Source organism: Shewanella morhuae, assembly GCF_003028295.1.
Lineage (GTDB): Bacteria > Pseudomonadota > Gammaproteobacteria > Enterobacterales > Shewanellaceae > Shewanella > Shewanella morhuae.
This window is the reverse complement of sequence record NZ_PYSG01000002.1, coordinates 2,524,779-2,544,362: the sequence shown is the minus strand read 5'-3', so window position 1 is coordinate 2,544,362 and position 19,584 is coordinate 2,524,779. Positions and strand designations below refer to the sequence as shown.

The 19,584-nt window shown below is 44.2% G+C and carries 17 protein-coding genes; 16 read left to right on the top strand and 1 reads right to left on the bottom strand.

What is annotated here, in order from left to right; all coding sequences use genetic code 11:
• Positions 1–155 precede the first annotated feature (155 nt).
• The 14 genes from C9I43_RS11725 (at position 156) to dinB (ending at position 13,678) form a co-directional block, all read left to right on the top strand.
• Positions 156–476 carry a BolA family protein gene (locus C9I43_RS11725; protein WP_076496264.1) on the top strand — a complete coding sequence of 107 codons (321 nt, stop codon included), beginning with the start codon at positions 156–158 and terminating at the stop codon, positions 474–476.
• 223 nt (positions 477–699) lie between these two features.
• Complete coding sequence (gene luxS / locus C9I43_RS11720; RefSeq protein WP_107883562.1) at positions 700–1,209, top strand: S-ribosylhomocysteine lyase; 510 nt, start codon at positions 700–702, stop codon at positions 1,207–1,209.
• 173 nt (positions 1,210–1,382) lie between these two features.
• Positions 1,383–3,431, top strand: coding sequence for a TonB-dependent receptor domain-containing protein (locus C9I43_RS11715; protein ID WP_107883561.1), 2,049 nt, complete (start codon positions 1,383–1,385; stop codon positions 3,429–3,431).
• Positions 3,432–3,820: 389 nt separating this feature from the next.
• Positions 3,821–5,155: a Na(+)-translocating NADH-quinone reductase subunit A gene (locus tag C9I43_RS11710; RefSeq protein ID WP_107884134.1), complete on the top strand. Its 1,335-nt coding sequence runs from the start codon at positions 3,821–3,823 to the stop codon at positions 5,153–5,155.
• Positions 5,155–6,354, top strand: a complete 1,200-nt coding sequence (locus C9I43_RS11705; protein ID WP_107883560.1) for an NADH:ubiquinone reductase (Na(+)-transporting) subunit B — start codon at positions 5,155–5,157, stop codon at positions 6,352–6,354. Before C9I43_RS11710 ends, C9I43_RS11705 begins: the two co-directional genes overlap by 1 nt.
• A complete protein-coding gene (locus C9I43_RS11700; RefSeq protein WP_076496274.1) occupies positions 6,347–7,135 on the top strand; it encodes a Na(+)-translocating NADH-quinone reductase subunit C in 789 nt (262 codons plus the stop codon). The genes C9I43_RS11705 and C9I43_RS11700 overlap by 8 nt, the downstream gene beginning before the upstream one ends.
• On the top strand, positions 7,135–7,767 hold the full coding sequence (locus tag C9I43_RS11695) for an NADH:ubiquinone reductase (Na(+)-transporting) subunit D (RefSeq protein WP_076496277.1): 633 nt from the start codon (positions 7,135–7,137) through the stop codon (positions 7,765–7,767). The genes C9I43_RS11700 and C9I43_RS11695 overlap by 1 nt, the downstream gene beginning before the upstream one ends.
• Before the next feature lie 5 nt (positions 7,768–7,772).
• Positions 7,773–8,381 (top strand): NADH:ubiquinone reductase (Na(+)-transporting) subunit E, encoded by a 609-nt coding sequence (gene nqrE / locus C9I43_RS11690; protein ID WP_011071351.1) that lies wholly within the window; start codon positions 7,773–7,775, stop codon positions 8,379–8,381.
• Between the two features lie 46 nt (positions 8,382–8,427).
• Complete coding sequence (gene nqrF, locus C9I43_RS11685; RefSeq protein ID WP_076496279.1) at positions 8,428–9,684, top strand: NADH:ubiquinone reductase (Na(+)-transporting) subunit F; 1,257 nt, start codon at positions 8,428–8,430, stop codon at positions 9,682–9,684.
• Positions 9,685–9,782: 98 nt separating this feature from the next.
• On the top strand, positions 9,783–10,829 hold the full coding sequence (locus C9I43_RS11680) for an FAD:protein FMN transferase (protein WP_107883559.1): 1,047 nt from the start codon (positions 9,783–9,785) through the stop codon (positions 10,827–10,829).
• A 15-nt stretch (positions 10,830–10,844) separates the two neighbouring features.
• Positions 10,845–11,069, top strand: coding sequence for a (Na+)-NQR maturation NqrM (gene nqrM, locus C9I43_RS11675; protein ID WP_006080474.1), 225 nt, complete (start codon positions 10,845–10,847; stop codon positions 11,067–11,069).
• Between the two features lie 292 nt (positions 11,070–11,361).
• Entirely contained in the window at positions 11,362–11,835 is a 474-nt protein-coding gene (gene bfr / locus C9I43_RS11670) for a bacterioferritin (protein ID WP_107883558.1), read from the top strand.
• 9 nt (positions 11,836–11,844) lie between these two features.
• Positions 11,845–12,312, top strand: a complete 468-nt coding sequence (gene bfr, locus C9I43_RS11665) for a bacterioferritin (RefSeq protein WP_076496286.1) — start codon at positions 11,845–11,847, stop codon at positions 12,310–12,312.
• Between the two features lie 289 nt (positions 12,313–12,601).
• Positions 12,602–13,678, top strand: a complete 1,077-nt coding sequence (gene dinB, locus C9I43_RS11660) for a DNA polymerase IV (protein WP_107883557.1) — start codon at positions 12,602–12,604, stop codon at positions 13,676–13,678.
• A 128-nt stretch (positions 13,679–13,806) separates the two neighbouring features.
• Here dinB and C9I43_RS11655 read toward each other — a convergent pair whose 3' ends face one another.
• Positions 13,807–15,267, bottom strand: a complete 1,461-nt coding sequence (locus C9I43_RS11655; RefSeq protein ID WP_107883556.1) for an aminoacyl-histidine dipeptidase — start codon at positions 15,265–15,267, stop codon at positions 13,807–13,809.
• 219 nt (positions 15,268–15,486) lie between these two features.
• Between C9I43_RS11655 and C9I43_RS11650 the strand changes: the two genes are divergently transcribed.
• A complete protein-coding gene (locus tag C9I43_RS11650) occupies positions 15,487–17,025 on the top strand; it encodes a M17 family metallopeptidase (protein WP_107883555.1) in 1,539 nt (512 codons plus the stop codon).
• Between the two features lie 1,236 nt (positions 17,026–18,261).
• A complete protein-coding gene (locus tag C9I43_RS11640; protein WP_076496297.1) occupies positions 18,262–19,551 on the top strand; it encodes an NCS2 family permease in 1,290 nt (429 codons plus the stop codon).
• Positions 19,552–19,584 lie beyond the last annotated feature (33 nt).

The window sequence follows — 19,584 nt, the reverse complement described above, 5'->3', positions numbered from 1 at the left end:
CCTTACGCCAATCATTTTGGATTCATGACGGTAAAAATATTTAGCCGCGTGATAAAGCATAATGAGGGAGCGTTGACCAACAGCGTCGCAATTTGATCTTTGCCACTCGAAGCATTAATCTTCGCCCACTGGATTTCCCATTCTGAGACTCAAATATGTCCAACACTCAAGCTCAGGGCACTGCGGCTAACACGATCACGCAAAAGTTAACGGCTGGTTTCTCACCAAGCCACTTAGAAGTGATCAACGAAAGTAATCGCCATAATGTACCGCCCAATTCAGAAACTCATTTTAAAGTGGTGTTAGTGAGTGGACAATTTGATGGTTTACGCCTACTGGCTCGCCATCGATTAGTGAACACGCAATTGGCCCATGAGTTAGAAAATGGCGTACATGCGTTATCTATTCATACTTTTACCCAAAGTGAATGGGATGCTGATGCGCAAGTGGCGAACACGCCAAATTGTCGCGGCTAAACCTATTTGTTCAATTTAAAGCCACTCCTAACACGAGTGGCTTTTTTGTATGGCGCTAATATAAAGTGCGGTTCTCGTTGGTTGATTTTTTGGGCGATTATAGATGAGATGATTTCATCTTTGATTATGTTGTTATCGGCATAATTTATTTAGTGTTATGCTTTCAAACCATAAACCCACTGTTATAGCGGCATTGTGTCGCCTTGAGAATTTGGAGATCTTTATGCCACTACTTGATAGCTTTACTGTCGATCACACTAGAATGAATGCACCTGCCGTACGCGTAGCTAAGCATATGAGTACACCTAAGGGTGATGCGATTACGGTATTTGATTTACGTTTTTGTGCACCGAATAAAGATATTCTCAGTGAGCGGGGTATTCATACGTTAGAGCATTTATTCGCCGGCTTTATGCGTGATCATCTAAATGGCAATAACGTTGAAATTATTGATATTTCGCCTATGGGTTGTCGTACTGGGTTTTATATGAGTTTGATTGGTGAGCCGACTGAGCGCCAAGTCGCCGATGCTTGGTTAGCTGCAATGGAAGATGTGCTTAAAGTGGTTGAACAATCTGAAATCCCAGAGCTGAACGAATACCAATGCGGTACGTATGAGATGCATTCATTAGAACAAGCGCAAGAGATTGCTCGTAATATTATTGCAGCTGGCGTAAGCGTCAATCGTAATGATGATTTGAAATTGAGCGATGAAATTTTAGGTAATTTGTAATTATTAGCGTACCGTTTTTTCGCTGGATAGCTTAACAAATTCAGTTTCCTGCAGTTAATAAAAAAAAGCGACCAAAGTCGCTTTTTTTTTCAAGTAAACTCAGTTACTTTACAATCCAATAACAAAAGTGTCACGCGAGTGCCGTGTGCTAATAAAGTTTTTGGGAGTTTGGTATGTCTACTCATTACTTCACTGTGTCGCTCTGTGCTATTTCGGTATCTTTGGCTTGTTCTAGCAATATCCTTGCCGATGACCTTCATAGTCAACTACTTGAGCTTAATGAACTTAATAGTGCATTCCATTCATCCGCTAGCAGCTTAGCTTTAGAGCAATTAACGCCATTGACGGTTTTACCGGCAGATCTCAGTGGTAACCCTGCGAATATCAGCATGCGTAGCGCGAGCCAAGGCGTAGCGATATTACAAGATAGAGTGTATTTTTCTCCTGCGCCTTATGCTGCACCGCAATTACAATTATTACCTAATTTACTTCAACAACAGAATGTTACAGCGACGCCGATGGCCAATATGGCAGTGGGTGGCCAAGGGGCATTTGGAGTAGTGAGTTATCAAACTTTAGCCGTAGCCGAAAAATCAGCGAATAAGGCGACTCTCGAGGGTAATACCGATTCGGATTACAGCGTTGATGTAAATTGGGGCGTGAAAACAAAAGACTATGGCATGATACTCGCCGTTAATTACAATGACGGTGGCAGCGATTACTTGCTTAATGGTCAGGATACCGAACGTCAAACCACAGATATTTTATTTAAAATCAATGCCTCCAGTTTACTTGGCGCCAGAAGCCCGCAGATAACTGAGTTTACCTATCAATTCCTTGATGATGATAGCTATCGCTCCTTACTTGGGTTAACGCAGGCCGATTGGCTGCAAGATCCAATGAGTGTATATTCGGTAACCGCAGCGGATAAACACCAAGGACGACATCATAAGTATCAGCTCTCGCATCAAGTTGCACTCGCCGGAGGCCATAAGGTCATCACCGATTTCTATTATCAATCCTACTCACAACAATTAAATCAACTTAATCAATTTGATGGTCAAAAGATAGATATTCAGAGTCTCACTGCGATTGCAGCATTTGAACGTCAACCAACCGCTAATGGCGTAGCGGTGGCTTCACTACAGCAAGATAATGATTACAACTCCTTTGGTATGCAAACAGAGTCGGTGAATCAATATGGTGCTCACCAAATTATCTACAGCGCCCGTTACCATACCGATAAAGCCGAAATGCACTTTGGTTCGCAGCAGAGCTTATGGCAGCAAGACCTAAGTTTAATCGGTGATGCCTCCAATGCGCTGTTAGCCTATACCGACGATGCGACCGCATTCACTTCAGCAATCGACTCGTTATTTAATTGGGAGGGATTGCAATTCAAGCTTGCGTTAGCTTATGAGCAAGTCGATGTTGCCCGTAAGGTCGACATTGCCTATGCCGGGCTTGATGCGGTCGATTTTTCCGATAGCGATTGGATGCCGCAACTGGGCGTTTTGTATGATGCAGGAAATTGGCTCCTCAGTACGGATATTCGCCGCTCATGGACAGCGGCGAGTGCGGGCAATCTTGATCAAGAAGCCCAAGTGTCGTTGCACTATCAAGTCAGTGCCCAATATACCAGCAATCGTTTTAATGCTGGCGTTAAAACTTATATTCAAGATTTTGATAACCTGCATGTTAGCTGTGATGCTTATGCAAGTTGTGCTGATAGTCGTTTGTGGGTTCAAGGCAATGTGACTGATGTATTAACTAAAGGCGTTGAGCTGGATCTTGGCTATCAATGGGATGTAGGTAGTGTGCAGTTACCTTTGGCGCTGAATTATCATTATTTGAACGCAGAGTATCAAACCGATAGTTGCAATGAAATACAGGGCTGCGTCGTGGCTGGCGATAGAGTGGCTTGGTTACCTGAGCAGCAACTGCAGTTGAGCGCAGGGATGAAGTATGGCGAATATGCATTGAATGCCAATGTCTTTTATCAATCAGAACGAGAAATGGGTCAGTTTGGTGCACAATTACAACCTGTAGCGGCGCAGTGGCGGGTTGATTTAGCAGCGAACTATCATTTTGACCGCCATAATGAGATTTATTTTCGCATAGAAAACCTCTTCGATGAGACATTAGTCACTACAGCAGCAAATAGCGGAATTCGATCTGAAAATGGGCGTATTAGCTATTTAGGCTATCAATTACGCTTTTGAGTTGAAGTTAATGTTGTTTAAATTTAAATCAATCGAAACAAATAAAATCGATTTCACCGTGTTTAACTTTTTACTAAATTAAATCTTTAAATATTAATGTTATAGTAGCCTGTGATCGTAATATTCTCTCTTTCCGACCTCTCACTAAGTCAGAAGGTGAACTCTGTAGTGCACGATTCTTTTAAAACCGAATTTTAGGTTTGAAATCACCTATAATTTTCATGGCGATGCCAAGTCAATTGGGGTAAACTGCGCGCGACCAGCGTGATTGCGATCGCATTTCTGTGATAAACCTGCGCTAGCTCAATGCAGTAGGTTTTTATTTAAAACCTACGTATTTAGCAGGAACGCGGCGCATTGTCTTTCCTTCAAACGTAGTGCTTGTGGATATGATTACAATTAAGAAAGGATTGGAACTGCCTATAGCAGGCGGACCAGAGCAAGTTATCCATAATGGCCCAGCCATTAGACATGTAGCGACTTTGGGTGAAGAGTATATTGGCTTACGTCCAACGATGAAGATCAAAGTGGGCGATAAAGTACAAAAAGGCCAGGTTCTTTTTGAAGATAAGAAGAATTTAGGCGTTAAATATACGGCTTTAGCCAGTGGTACTATATTAGACATTAACCGGGGCGCTCAGCGTGTTCTGCAGTCTGTTGTCATTGAAGTGGAAGGAAACGATAGCGTTGCCTTTGCTAAATATGATGCCACTGCGCTCGATACGCTTGACTCACAGTTAGTCCGTGACAATCTGATTGAATCAGGTTTATGGACTGCTTTGCGAACTCGTCCTTTTAGCAAAGTGCCCGCTGTAGACTCTTCTGCTGCTGGTATTTTTGTCACCGCAATTGATACTCAACCTCTTGCTGCTGATCCTGTTGTGGTGATCAGTGAGCATAAAGAAGATTTTGCTAACGGTCTTAAGATTTTAGCAAGACTTACTGACGGTAAAGTTTACCTTTGTAAAGCGCCTGGCGCTGATATTCCTGCCGCAAACGCCCAAGTTGAAGAATTTGCCGGTGTACACCCAGCAGGATTAGTGGGTACTCACATTCACTTCTTATTGTCTGCCTCTGCAAAACGTACCGTTTGGCATATTGGTTACCAAGATGTAATTGCTGTTGGTCAGCTATTTACAACGGGTGAACTCAATACCGAGCGTGTTGTTGCGATCGCAGGCCCTAAAGCGGCTAAACCAAGACTGCTACGCACTGTAATGGGCGCGAGCATGACGGAACTAACTGCCGGTGAAGCCTTAGATGGCAATGTTCGTCTGATTTCAGGCTCAGTTCTGAACGGCCGTACAGCTGTTGGTCCTCAAGGGTATTTAGGTCGTTACCATACTCAAGTCAGTGTGTTAGAAGAAGGCATAGAAAAAGAATTTTTAGGCTGGGTTTTACCAGGCTCAGACAAATATTCTATTACCCGTGCATTCTTAGGACATCTTGTTCCTTCTCGTCTATTCAGTATGACGACCAGTACAGGTGGTTCAGACCGCGCAATGGTACCCATTGGTAACTATGAGCGTGTAATGCCATTGGACATTCTTCCTACTATGCTGCTGCGCGATTTAATTTCGGGTGACTTTGACGGTGCTGTTACTTTAGGCGCATTAGAGTTAGATGAAGAAGATCTCGCACTGTGTACGTTCGTATGTCCAGGCAAGTATGACTATGGTTCATATCTGCGTGACTGTTTAAATACGATCGAGAGGGAAGGCTAATGAGCTTGAAAGATTTTTTCGAACGTATTGAGCCCGACTTTGAGAAAGGCGGTAAATACGAAAAGTTTTATGCCCTGTTTGAAGCGGCATATACGATTTTTTATACCCCAGGCAAAGTGAACAAGGGCAAAACCCACGTTCGCGATAACCTTGACCTAAAACGTATGATGATTACGGTTTGGGCTTGTGCTTTCCCTGCGATGTTTGTGGGCATGTACAACGTAGGTTTACAAGCTCAAGTTGCATTAATCGCGGGTTTTGCGACTCCTGATGTATGGCAAGTGAGCTTGTTCAGCCTATTTGGTACTGAACTGACCGCAAACTCTGGTTGGCCGGCACTAATGTGGTACGGTGCTTGTTTCTTCTTACCTATCTATGCGGTGACTTTTGCCGTAGGTGGTATTTGGGAGGTGCTATTTGCGTCTATCCGAGGCCATGAAATTAACGAAGGTTTCTTCGTTACTTCTATCCTGTTTGCTTTAACGCTACCAGCTACTATTCCATTATGGATGGTTGCGCTGGGTATCACCTTTGGTGTGGTCGTGGCGAAAGAAGTATTCGGTGGCACAGGGCGTAACTTCTTAAACCCTGCACTAGCGGGTCGCGCTTTCTTGTTCTTCGCTTATCCGTTGAACATGTCCGGTGATACCTCATGGGTTGTGGCTGACGGTTACTCTGGTGCGACTGCACTGAGCCAAGCCGCTGCGGGCACGTTAGATTACGCAATTAACCAAAACTGGTGGGATTCGTTCTTCGGTTTCATTCCTGGTTCTGTCGGTGAAGTGTCTACATTAGCGATTCTGTTAGGTGGTTTGGTCATCATCTACACTCGTATCGCGTCATGGCGTATCGTTGGCGGTGTAATGGTCGGTATGATTGCCGTTTCTATGCTGCTTAACTTTGTCGGTAGCGACACTAACCCAATGTTTGCAATGCCTTGGTACTGGCACTTAGTGTTAGGTGGTTTTGCTTTTGGCATGATGTTTATGGCGACAGACCCTGTGTCAGCGTCATTTACTAATCAAGCTAAATGGGCATACGGTATCTTGATTGGTGCAATGGCTGTGTTTATCCGCGTGATTAACCCTGCATTCCCTGAAGGCATGATGTTGGCAATTTTGTTTGCTAACTTGTTCGCGCCATTGTTCGACCACTTTGTGGTTCAGGCAAATATCAAGCGGAGGATTGCCCGTGGCTAATAATAAAGATTCGTTCGGCAGAACCTTATTTGTCGTCGTTGGCCTGTGTTTGATTTGTGCGATATTTGTATCTACCGCAGCCGTATTGCTAAGACCGACTCAGGCAGAAAATAAACTGCTTGATAAGCAAAAGTATATTCTGGAAGCAGCAGGTCTTATCGACACTAAAGCTGGCAAAGTTACTAAAGCGCAAATTCTGGATACATACGGTAAACACATCGAAGCTAAACTGGTCGATTTGAAAACGGGTGCTTGGGTTGAGGGTGTTGATGCTGACACATTTGATCAACGTAAAGCGTCTCGTGATGTGAAAACCTCATTTGTACCTGTGAATGACATCGCCTCTGTGAAACGCGTAGCGGATAACGCTGTGGTTTATCTCGTTCGTGATGAACAAGGTAAGTTAACAAGTATTATCCTGCCAATCCATGGTTATGGCCTGTGGTCAACTATGTACGCCTTCTTAGCTATGGATGCTGACCTAAATACAGTGCAGAGCTTGGTCTACTACGAGCAGGGTGAAACTCCTGGCTTAGGTGGCGAAGTACAAAATGCACAGTGGAAAGCGAAATGGCATGGCAAAAAGTTATTTGATGAGCAAGGTAAACTCGCAATCAGCGTAACTAAAAACCCAGCAGTTGCTAGCACTGAATATGGTGTTGATGCATTGTCTGGTGCAACCTTAACCAGTAACGGTGTGCAGCATTCACTGACATTCTGGTTAGGAAAAGAAGGTTTTGCGAGTTTCATTGAAAAAGCACGCAATGGAGGTCTCAGCTAATGTCTGACGCTAAAGAACTGAAACAGGTTCTGACAGGACCTATAGTCAACAATAACCCGATTGCTTTACAAGTACTGGGTGTATGTAGTGCATTAGCAGTAACGAGTAAACTCGAAACTGCACTGGTAATGGCGTTGGCGTTAACTGCGGTAACTGCGTTTTCGAACCTGTTTATCTCAATGATCCGTAATCATATTCCAAGCAGTGTGCGTATTATCGTGCAGATGACCATTATTGCCTCTTTGGTGATTGTGGTTGACCAATTGCTTCAGGCTTATGCTTATCAGATCTCTAAGCAGTTGTCGGTATTCGTGGGCTTAATCATTACGAACTGTATTGTAATGGGACGCGCCGAAGCCTACGCGATGAAAACACCGCCAATGTTGAGCTTTATGGATGGTATCGGTAACGGTTTAGGTTACGGTGTCATTCTGTTAGCGGTTGGCTTCGTACGTGAACTGTTTGGTAACGGTTCTCTGTTCGGTGTTGAAATCCTGCACAAGATCTCTGATGGTGGCTGGTATCAACCAAACGGTTTGCTATTACTGCCTCCGAGTGCGTTCTTCCTGATCGGTATTCTGATTTGGATTATTCGTACCTATAAGCCAGAGCAAGTTGAAGCAAAAGGGTAAGCGCGATGGAACATTATATTAGCCTGTTAATTCGCTCTGTTTTCATTGAAAACATGGCACTGGCCTTCTTCCTAGGTATGTGTACTTTCTTGGCTGTGTCTAAGAAAGTAACCACTGCTATGGGCCTAGGGATTGCGGTAGTTGTAGTGTTAACTATCTCTGTCCCAGCAAACCAAGTTATCTATCAAGGGCTACTAGCTCCTGGTGCACTTGCTTGGGCTGGCGCACCTGAAGCTGACTTAAGTTTCTTGAAATTCATTACCTTTATCGGTGTGATTGCGGCTTTGGTTCAAATTCTAGAAATGGCACTGGACAAGTACTTTCCACCTTTGTACAACGCATTGGGTATTTTCTTACCTTTGATCACAGTGAACTGCGCGATTTTCGGTGCGGTATCATTCATGGTTGAGCGTGACTACAAGTTAGGCGAAAGTTTGGTGTTTGGTTTCGGCTCAGGAGTGGGTTGGGCATTAGCTATCGTATTGATGGCCGGTATCCGTGAGAAGCTGAAGTATGCCGACGTGCCTAACGGTCTGCGTGGTTTAGGTATTACCTTTATTACTGCAGGTTTAATGGCCTTAGGTTTCATGTCGTTTTCTGGTGTGTCTCTGTAAGAGATGCATAACGGCTTCTTGAATTGGACCTTCTAAGGATAAGTTAATGGATATTCTTGGTATTTTTAAATCAACTCCGCTTGAGGTTTACCTCGGTGTGGGTATGTTTACTGCTATCGTCCTCGTCTTGGTGTTAGTGATTTTATTCGCTAAATCTAAGTTAGTGGCTAGTGGTGACATCAAGATCGGCATCAATGACGATCCTGAAAAAGTAATTACAACTGGTGCGGGTGGTAAGTTGTTAGGTGTTTTGGCTAACAGCGGCATCTTCGTATCGAGCGCGTGTGGCGGCGGTGGCTCATGTGGCCAATGTCGCGTAGTGATTAAGTCTGGCGGCGGCGATATTCTGCCAACTGAACTTGACCACATCAGCAAAGGTGATGCCCGTAAAGGTTGTCGTCTTTCTTGTCAGGTTAACGTTAAGAACGATATGGAAATCGAGCTTGACGAAGAAATCTTTGGTATCAAGAAATGGGAATGTGAAGTTATCTCTAACGATAATAAAGCCACTTTCATTAAAGAGCTGAAGCTACAAATTCCTGATGGCGAGTCTGTACCATTCCGTGCTGGCGGTTATATTCAAATCGAAGCACCTGCTCACCACATTAAATATGCAGATTTTGATGTACCTGCACAGTATCGTGGCGACTGGGAACACTTTGGTTTCTTCAATCTTGAGTCTAAGGTTGATGAAGAAACGATTCGTGCATACTCGATGGCTAACTACCCAGAAGAGTTCGGTATTATTATGCTGAACGTGCGTATTGCTACGCCTCCACCACGTAACTTGACCTTGCCTTGCGGCAAAATGTCATCTTACATTTGGAGCTTAAAAGCCGGTGATAAAGTCACCATATCAGGCCCATTTGGTGAATTCTTCGCGAAGGATACCGATGCTGAAATGGTATTTATTGGTGGTGGTGCAGGTATGGCGCCAATGCGTTCACATATCTTCGACCAACTGAAGCGTCTGCATTCTAAACGTAAGATTAGCTTCTGGTACGGCGCACGCTCTAAGCGTGAAATGTTCTACGTAGAAGACTTTGATGGCCTCGCTGCTGAGAATGATAACTTCGTATGGCATGTGGCACTTTCAGATCCTCAACCAGAGGATAACTGGGATGGTTACACAGGTTTTATTCATAATGTTTTGTATGAAAACTATTTGAAAAACCATGATGCACCAGAAGATTGTGAGTTCTACATGTGTGGACCTCCAATGATGAACGCTGCCGTAATTGGTATGTTGAAAAATCTTGGTGTCGAAGACGAAAACATCTTGTTGGATGACTTCGGCGGCTAATGTTCATTAGTCCTAGATAGAAGAGTTGCAGATGCTGAGGATATCCTTTCATCTGCAACTTTTGCGTTTAAGGGCACAAATAAGAGTGGTAGGTCATTATGTTTCAGACCTTAAAAATCAATAATTCAGCATTAAAGCATTCAGTAAATTGGCTGGTCCTTCTCGGGCTGGCCTTTTTTGTTTCAGCCTGTGCTAAACAGAACGAGATGATATCGTTGTCTGGTAGCACCATGGGCACCACATATCATATTAAAGTGGTACCGAACGAGCAGATGCCAACGGCGCAGTTACTCCAAGAGGAAATTGATTTAGCCCTTGAGCGCGTTAATGATCAGATGTCGACATACCGACCAGATTCAGAATTATCTCGTTTCAACCAATTGCCATTGGAGCAGAGCGTTGAAGTGTCGCCAGATACGATTAAAGTCGTCGAAGAAGGGATCCGTTTATATCAAGTGACGGACAAAGCGTTGGATATTACCTTAGGTCCTTTAGTTAATTTGTGGGGCTTTGGTCCAGATAAACGCCCGACAAAAGTGCCAACGCAAGCGGATATTGATGCCGCTAAAGCAAAAACGGGTATTAATGAACTTTCCATTGAGGGTAATCGTCTAACTAAACATAACGCGCATTTGTATGTGGATTTATCATCCATTGCGAAGGGCTTTGGGGTTGATAAGGTTGCTGCTATTCTTGAACAATACCATGCTACAGGCTATTTGGTTGAAATAGGTGGTGAGCTGAGTATCAAAGGCACTAAAGCCGATGGCAGTGCTTGGCGCGTTGCGATAGAGCAACCGACTGACGATGGTGCTGAAGCGATACAACAAGTTATCGCCCCGGGTACTATGGCAATGGCAACATCAGGCGACTATCGTAATTATTATGAGGAAGACGGTCAGCGCTTTACGCATATAATCGATCCGCGTACAGGCATGCCGATTAATCATAAGCTCGCATCCGTAACAATATTGCATCAAAATTGCATGACAGCTGACGGTTTTGCGACAGCGATGATGGTTTTAGGGACAGAAGCATCATTGGAGCTTGCCAAGCAGCAACACTTGGCGATAATGCTAATTGAAAAGCAAGGCGACGGATTTAAGGTCTATTACAGCGACGCCTTTAAGCCTTTCCTTATTTAGTTTTTGGAGTAAACCATGACCTCTTTTATCGCGGCATTTGTGATTTTGTTATTATTCTTTTTGCTCATGTCGATAGGTTATCTCATCAAGCGCAAGGCCGTTGAAGGAAGTTGTGGCGGTTTGGGTGTTCTAGGGATTGAGAAAGCGTGTGATTGTGATGACCCTTGTGACAAACGTAAACGTCGTATGGCCGCTGAAGAAGCGCGTCGTGAGAAGTTAACAAAAGATCGTATTATTTAATTGTATTCACTAAATAACCTGTCGAGACGCAAAGTTTATCTCGAGTCAGGTAAAAAAACAGCCTCCCGTTTTGGAGGCTTTTTTTTGCCTCAAATTTATCTATATGCCCTAACCGTTTGAGATTTATCCTTATGATATGAGTGATACGGCTTGTAAATCTAAGTGTGAATGAGAACGGTTTTTATCATTAAGTGGGTGAAATATAAAGATAATTTGAGTTATTGGCTAAATTGTACTAGGCTAGTCGTTTGATATAGATCAATCTTTTCTCGTTTACCAAGGATAGTAACTTATGAAAGGTCATCCTAAAGTGATTGGACAACTGAATCGGGTGCTTACCTGTGAGTTGACTGCCATCAATCAATATTTCCTCCATGCCCGTATGTTTAAACATTGGGGCTTTGAGAAGTTAAATCACGTTGAATACAAAAAATCCATTCAAGACATGAAACATGCCGATAAGCTCATTGAGCGAGTATTGTTTTTAGAAGGATTACCTAATCTACAGCAACTTGAAAAGCTGCGCATTGGTGAGCACAGCGAAGAAATACTCGGCTGTGATGCGGCCATGGTGCAAGAGCAACTCATCATACTGCGCAGTGCGATTAGCTTATGTGAGGCAGAGCAAGACTACGTGAGCCGCGATATGCTGGAAGAAATTCTTGAAGACGAAGAAGAGCACTTAGATTGGCTTGAATCGCAACAAGAGCTCATTAGCTTAACTGGTATTCAAAATTATCTACAATCGCAAATTAGCGACCAATAGGAGCAGGATATGAAAGGCGATAAAGACGTTATCGATGCGTTAAATCGACTCCTAACGGGAGAACTCTCGGCAATGGATCAATATTTTGTCCATGCCCATATGTACGAAGATTGGGGATTCAATGAGCTTTATGAGCGTATTGCCCATGAGTCAGATGATGAAAAAGCCCATGCTGCTAAGTTAGTGCAGCGTATTTTGTTCCTTGAAGGTACACCTGATGTTGCCGCCCGTGAGGCATTAAACATCGGTAAAGATGTGACAGAAATGCTGCGTAACGATCTCGCCTACGAGTACAAGGTTGCAGATGATTTACGCCAAGTGATTGCACTGTGTGAGCAAAAGCAAGATTACCAGACCCGCGAAATTCTCGAAGTGTTACTCGACGATACAGAAGCGGATCATATGTATTGGCTTGAAAAACAACTCGGGTTAATTGACCGTATCGGGTTGCAAAATTATTTACAAACTAAGATGTAATTTATAATCCCAGCGCCAAAAAACACTTAGCGCTGGGATTTATCTAGACTACCCTCCTACACGACAAGCCCGCGATTCACACCTTGCAACTTTTCTATCGCCCTTACACTACCAGCGCCAGACTAATAACACCCTAGTAGCCTTTCCTTAAACTCAAATCCAGCATTCCAAGTTTAATAGACCCAAATAGCTCTCTGGCGTGTTTATCCGCCATAAAAGTTGTGCGGTGTACATCACAATGCTTGATAACTGTTTTTATATACAGTATTTTGGCGTTGGAGGATTCAACGTGCAAAAAATTATTCACATCGATATGGACTGCTATTTTGCCGCAGTGGAAATGCGTGACTTTCCTGAGTATCTTGGCAAACCGTTAGCGGTGGGCGGTAGTAGCGATCGCCGCGGCGTTATCAGCACCTGTAGCTATGAGGCGCGTAAATTTGGTGTGCGTTCAGCGATGGCCACAGCTTATGCTTTTAAATTGTGCCCTGAACTTATTCTGGTACCTGGTCGTATGCAGGTTTACAAAGAAGTATCGTTGCAGATCCGTGAAATATTTTCCCGTTATACGCCGTTGATTGAACCGCTTTCACTCGATGAAGCCTATTTGGATGTGAGTGAGTGCCAGCAATATAAAGGTTCTGCTACCTTGATAGCCCAAGCTATTCGCCGTGATATTTTAATCGAAACGGGGTTAACGGCCTCTGCAGGTATAGCGCCGATTAAGTTTCTTGCAAAGATTGCATCGGATTTGAATAAACCCAATGGTCAATATGTGATCACGCCAGATACTGTGCCTGAGTTCGTTAAAACCTTATCCTTACGAAAAATTCCCGGTGTAGGTAAAGTTACCGCTGAAAAGTTAGCCTTGTTAGGGCTCCATACCTGCAGTGATGTACAAGCCTATTCTAAAACTGAGCTTGTGGCGCGATTTGGCAAATTTGGCAGTGTATTGATTGAGCGTTCTCACGGTATAGATGAGCGTGGTATTTCTGCAAATAGGGAGCGTAAATCAGTCGGTGTAGAAACCACTCTGGCAAAAGATATCTATCATTTAGAGCAATGCCAGCAAGTTATACCAGCATTAATCCAAGAGTTGCTGCAGCGCTTGAATCGCAGCGCTAAAAACAGACAAATATGTAAACAAGTGGTAAAACTCAAATTTAATGATTTTAAGCAGACTACCATTGAACATCGCAGTGATGAGGTCTCAATTGAGATGTTTTATGAGCTACTTGCACAGGCAATGGTAAGGCAGGAGGGACGGGGCATTCGGTTACTGGGTATTTCGGTTGGGCTCGCTGATTCTACCCTTGCTGTTCCCGCAACTATCTATGCCCAAACACAGCTAGATTTAGCGCTTTAGCGACTTTATTAGGTTTTTAAGCCAATAATTCCTCATTTTGAGTAGTGCTAAAAAATAAGCCGCATCGGCATTAAGCAGATGCGGCTTTATATTAAAAGCGCACAGAGTAAGCAAGCTTCGTTGAAGGCTTAAGCCTTAACGGGAATGCGCTCGAGTACAGCCAGTAACAAGGTCCAGTACTGGCCAACTGTGGTGATGTTCACCATCTCGTCTGGCCCGTGTGGATAACGGATCGTGGGGCCAATCGAGACCATATCCATCTCTGGGTAAGGTTTCTTGAATAGACCACACTCAAGACCTGCATGGATAACCATGATCACCGGTTCTTTGTGGTAAATATCTTGATAGGTTTCGCGCACTATCGCCATTACAGGCGAGCTGTTATCTGGCTTCCAACCAGGATAGGCACCGCTTAAATCAATATCGGCTCCGGCTAAGTTAGTCAACGCAGTCAACATGCCTTCAACTTGGCTGCGGCCAGAATCAATCAGTGAGCGAATAAGACACAAGATAGTGACTTGTTCATCGTCAGTGCTGATAACGCCAATGTTGAGTGAGGTTTCAGTGACTCCTTCGACTTCATCGCTCATGCGGATAACGCCATTTGGGCACACATGCAGCAAGTCAATTAACGTATTTTGGCTATTTTCGCTCATCACCCGTTTTGGCGTAGGGATAGTGTTTAGCACTAAACGTATATCTGGATCGGCAATGGCGAGTTCGGTGCGGATCAGGGCCTCAAACTCAGCGACTTTCTCATGTAAAGCACTGAGGTTTTCTTCAGGCAACATAAAGCTGATGTTAGCTTCGCGTGGGATGGCATTGCGTAGCGAACCACCGCTAAATTGGGTCAGCTCTAACGCTAAATCATCGGCGTTTTCAAAGAGGAAACGCGCCAATAACTTGTTGGCGTTGCCACGACCTAAGTGAATGTTTACCCCTGAGTGGCCACCTTTTAAGCCTGATATATGCAGGCTAAAGGCTGAGTAACTTTGCTCAGACGCTTGCCACACCATAGGCAGGGTGATTTGTGCATCAACGCCACCGGCGCAGCCCATGTAAATCTCACCTTCTTGCTCTGAGTCGGTATTGATCAAAATCTCAGCGTCTAACATACCCGCCTGTAAACCGAAGGCGCCAGTCATGCCCGCTTCTTCATCTATCGTCAGCAGCACTTCTAATGGACCATGCTTGATATCATCAGAGCCTAAAATGGCTAAAGCTGATGCCATGCCGATACCGTTATCAGAACCTAATGTAGTACCTTTGGCTTTAACCCAATCGCCATCGACATAAGCTTCGATAGGGTCTTTAGTAAAATCGTGTACTTTGTCGGCGTTTTTCTGCGGCACCATATCGATATGGGCTTGAATGACCACTATTTTACGATCTTCCATTCCGGGCGTAGCCGGTTTACGGATGATCAAATTACCAACGGCGTCTTCGACTACGGCAAGTTGTTTGCTTTTAGCCCAGGCTTGTATGTGCTGGCTTAAGGCTTGCTCATGCTTGGATGGGTGTGGAATGGCACAAATTTGTTCAAACCATTGCCATAATGGCTGTGGGTATAACTGACTTAATGCTGTCACTTGAGTGTCCCTCATAAGGTCTTGTGGGTATAGGGCAAATTTGCGGCCATTCTAACACATTCTGTGCAGCCAATTAATGTCAGTGCCATAGGCTTTTGCTGAGCTGGCAGCCAAAGTTTCCAGTTCGGTTTTTTCTGTGAGTGTAGACATCACTTTTAGATTGGTAATTAGGTGATAGAGCGGGAATAATGTAGGCACAATAATGAAAAAGGATGGGTCATGTTTCAAGTTAACTTCGTTGATGTAAAAGCAGAAAATGCTATTTTTGATGGTGAAGGCTGGGATGCTGTCGTGGTGATAACGCCAGATCTGGACTCCATCATTTTTGATGAGATAGGTTTATTGGCTCAGCACGGTGCCCATGTCGATAAGCGTGTCGGTAAGAGCCCAACATTACTGTTTGCGCCAGGGCTTGCGGGAGGTCGTTTGATCATCGCGCCTGTTACCCAAGTGAACGACGAGTATGTCGATGTGCGTGTGTATGCCGATGCCGCAAGGGCGGCGATTACCATTGCAAAAGAGGCGGGCGCCAAACGTCCGTTATTATATGTGGTGCCATCGAAGGACTCGCGTTTTGGTTTTGCCGCTGAAGTCGCGGCGTTAGCCTGCGGTCAAGAACTGTGGCAAACCTTAGAGCTGCGTGAAGCGACACGTTTAACACCTGCATTTGAGGCGATAGGATTATTATCCTTATCAACCCACAACAGCAATTTACTCAATGCGTTAGAAGCGGGCCGCGTATTAGCGCGGGATTTATGTGGTACTGAACCTGAGCGCATGTCGGCTAAAGCCTTTGCCGATTATTGTCTGCAATCCTTAGCGGGCAGCGTGATCAAAACTGCGGTAGTGGAAGACCGAGATATTTTAGAGCGTGACTATCCATTATTAAGTGCCGTGGCGCGTTCTTCTTTTGCTGTCGGTCGTCATCAACCCCGCGTAGTGAAATTAGAATACCTACCCGAGGGTGAAGTGACTCGTACTTTCCTGTTTGCGGGTAAGGGCGTTATTTACGATACTGGCGGCGCCGATCTCAAAGTTGGCGGTGCTATGGCGGGTATGAGCCGCGATAAGGGTGGCGCTTCAGCTGTGGCGGGGCTATTCAAAACTCTATCAATGCTCAAGCCTAAGGGCATTCGCGTGATTGCCGAGTTAGGTTTAGTGCGTAACAGTATCGGCAGCGAAGCCTTTGTGACTGACGAAATCATCACCAGTCATGCGGGTGTGCGAGTGCGGATTGGTAATACGGATGCCGAAGGGCGCTTAGTGCTGGCGGATTTACTGAGCCATTTACGCATCAAAGCCGTGTCGGCGGTGAAGCCTGAAATGTTTTCGGTGGCAACACTGACAGGGCACGTGGTGCGTTGTTATGGGAGTTATCCTGCGGCGGTGGAAAACTCAGTGGCGAGTTCACAGCAATGCGCTGTCACTTTACAACAGCAGGCCACTCAATGGGGCGAACCCTTTGAAGTGTCGACGCTGCGCCCCGAAGACTTCGCTAAAATCCGCGATGTATCTGGCGCTGCTGAAATGTTGTCGTCAAATAATGCGCCTTCATCGATTACTGCGCGTGGGCATCAATATCCGACCGCATTTTTACTGAAAGCGTCGGGGCTATTTGACCATGGTGTAACCGCACCTATTCCCTTATCTTATATTCACTTAGATATCGCAGGTAGTGCAACAGAAGGCGATCCACTCTATGGTAAACCTACGGCTAGCCCGCTAGTGGGCTTGTATCAATATTTGGTCAATCGCTAACGAGTAGGGCGTATTGACGTTTCAGGATTATTTTTTGTAGTGAGTTAATTCTTTGATGCAAGACAAACCCGTTGATGTCGTTTTTCTACATCAGCGGGCGATAACGCCAGCCAAATGCTGCCTTAAAGGGTCGTTTGGCAAGGTCTTGCTGTTACTTTCTCTTTATTACGAGACGCACGTCATTTGGGTAGAGTAACGATATTTCACTCTTCGTTTCGTGATTACAGGCTTGTCAGAGTGAACAAAATTCAACCTCTTAACATCACACATCCTAATAACAAACAGAAATAATCCTGTAATATCTTATTTATTAGTTGGTTACAGTCTTATTTGTGTTTTTATGTGAAGTAGGTCGCTATTAACCTCATTATAATTGTGTAATTTAATTACATTAAATGGCATTAATTAAAAAAAATACAAATAAAGGTTGTAATAAAACTACAAAACCATATAATTGTTCTCGTGGATTAGGCAGTAGCCTATTCCCTCTAGTCTATCCAGGATGGATAAATTTCTCCAAGGACCCGAGTGACAAGTCGTCTCAATGGATTTGAGAAAATCTAGTTCCAAGGAACCGAGCCAAGCTTTACTAGAGTACTTAATCACATTTACGAGGAGCATTGACTATGTCTTATACAGGCACAAAACATATTTATTGGCAGAACACTTGGTTTAACACTGATGTTTTGCGTGGCGGTTTGTTCGCCATGAGCTTTAAGGTTTAACCCTCCTTAAAGTTTGAGTTTCCATCATCCATCAACCCTTGTATCGCCTTTTTGGCGTGTTTAGACTCAAGTAGTATGTTTGTGTTTTTGCATGAATATACCAGGTTTTTCCCGTTAGCGCGGTAATGTACTTCCCCGAAAGGGACGCTTGAAATATGTCTTTGCCTGCTCATTGAGCAGGCTTTTTTTTGTCTTTTTTTTTACATTAATCAATTTTTATAAAAGTAGATCTAGCATTAGAAAGTTTGAAAAAAGAAAGGTTGGAAAAATGTTTCACTGTAAGTCAGAGAGCACCAGAATCATTCTATTTAGTCTTGGATTTAGCTTTCATCCTATCTAACTACTTATCCGTATTGATATTTGTGTTTAGATAGTTTTCCTTTGTTAGACTCTTGCCAATTTTCTGGCCTGACCAGCCTAAACTCCCTATACTTGCAACGAATATCGCTATATTAAAAAATGGTGATATGTAGTGACCCTACCTACTTAAAATAAAAAGGCATCCAGTTTCATGTTAGAAAAATTGTTCAAACTTAAACAAAATCAAACGAGCCTCAAGCAGGAAGCTATCGCAGGTTTGACCACCTTTATGACCATGGCTTACATCATTTTTGTGAATCCCATGATGTTAGCTGATGCGGGCATGGACCATGGGGCTGTGTTTGTTGCCACTTGTTTAGCTGCTGCTGTTGGCTGTTTAGTGATGGGCTTGATGGCGAATTATCCTATCGCGCTTGCACCTGGCATGGGGCTTAACGCCTTTTTTACTTATACCGTTGTCGGTGAGATGGGTTACAGCTGGGAAACTGCCTTAGGTGCAGTATTCCTGTCGGGAATTTGCTTTTTAATCTTATCTTTAGTGCGTATTCGAGAGTGGATTGTAAATAGCATCCCTATGTCGCTGCGTATTGGTATTGCCGCGGGTATTGGTTTGTTCCTTGCGCTGATCGGCCTTAAGAGTGCGGGTATTGTGGTGGCAAGCCCTGCAACACTGGTGACCTTAGGCGATATTACTGCCTTTCCGGCTGTGATGGCGGTGTTAGGTTTTTTCCTGATTATTGCGTTAGTGCAACGTGGGATGAAGTCGGCGGTGATGTTAAGCATCCTAATTATCACTGGCCTTGGGCTGATATTTGGCGATGTGCAGTATAACGGTATTGTGTCTATGCCACCGTCTATCATGCCAACATTTATGAAGATGGACTTATCTCAAGTATTTGAAGTTAGTATGTTATCAGTGGTGTTCGCCTTCTTGTTCGTCGATCTATTTGATACCTCTGGTACCTTAGTTGCCGTTGCGCAGCGCGGTGGTTTTCTTGACGATAAGGGTCGTTTACCACGTTTAAATCGTGCTTTAACTGCCGACAGTTTAGCAACGATTGTAGGTGCAGCGTTTGGAACGTCGACGACAACCAGTTATGTAGAAAGTACCGCGGGCGTCAGTGTAGGCGGTCGTACTGGTTTAACCGCTGTGGTGGTGGGATTACTGTTTATTGCTGCATTATTTGTATCGCCATTGGCAGGCATGATCCCTGCTTACGCCACGGCGGGTGCATTGTTTTATGTGGCTATTTTGATGATGTCAGGGCTTATGCATGTGGAATGGGAAGATTTAACCGAAGCCGCCCCTGTCGTTGTGGTGTGTATTTTAATGCCGCTGACCTTTTCTATCGCGACGGGCATTGCCTTCGGGATGATTTCCTATGCGGCGATTAAGTTAATGACCGGCCGCTTTAGCGACCTCAATGTGGGTATATTAGTGATTGCAGCACTGTTTTTAGCTAAATTCATTTATAGCTAACGGTATTTATAGTGAAGCGCCATAGGCCATATT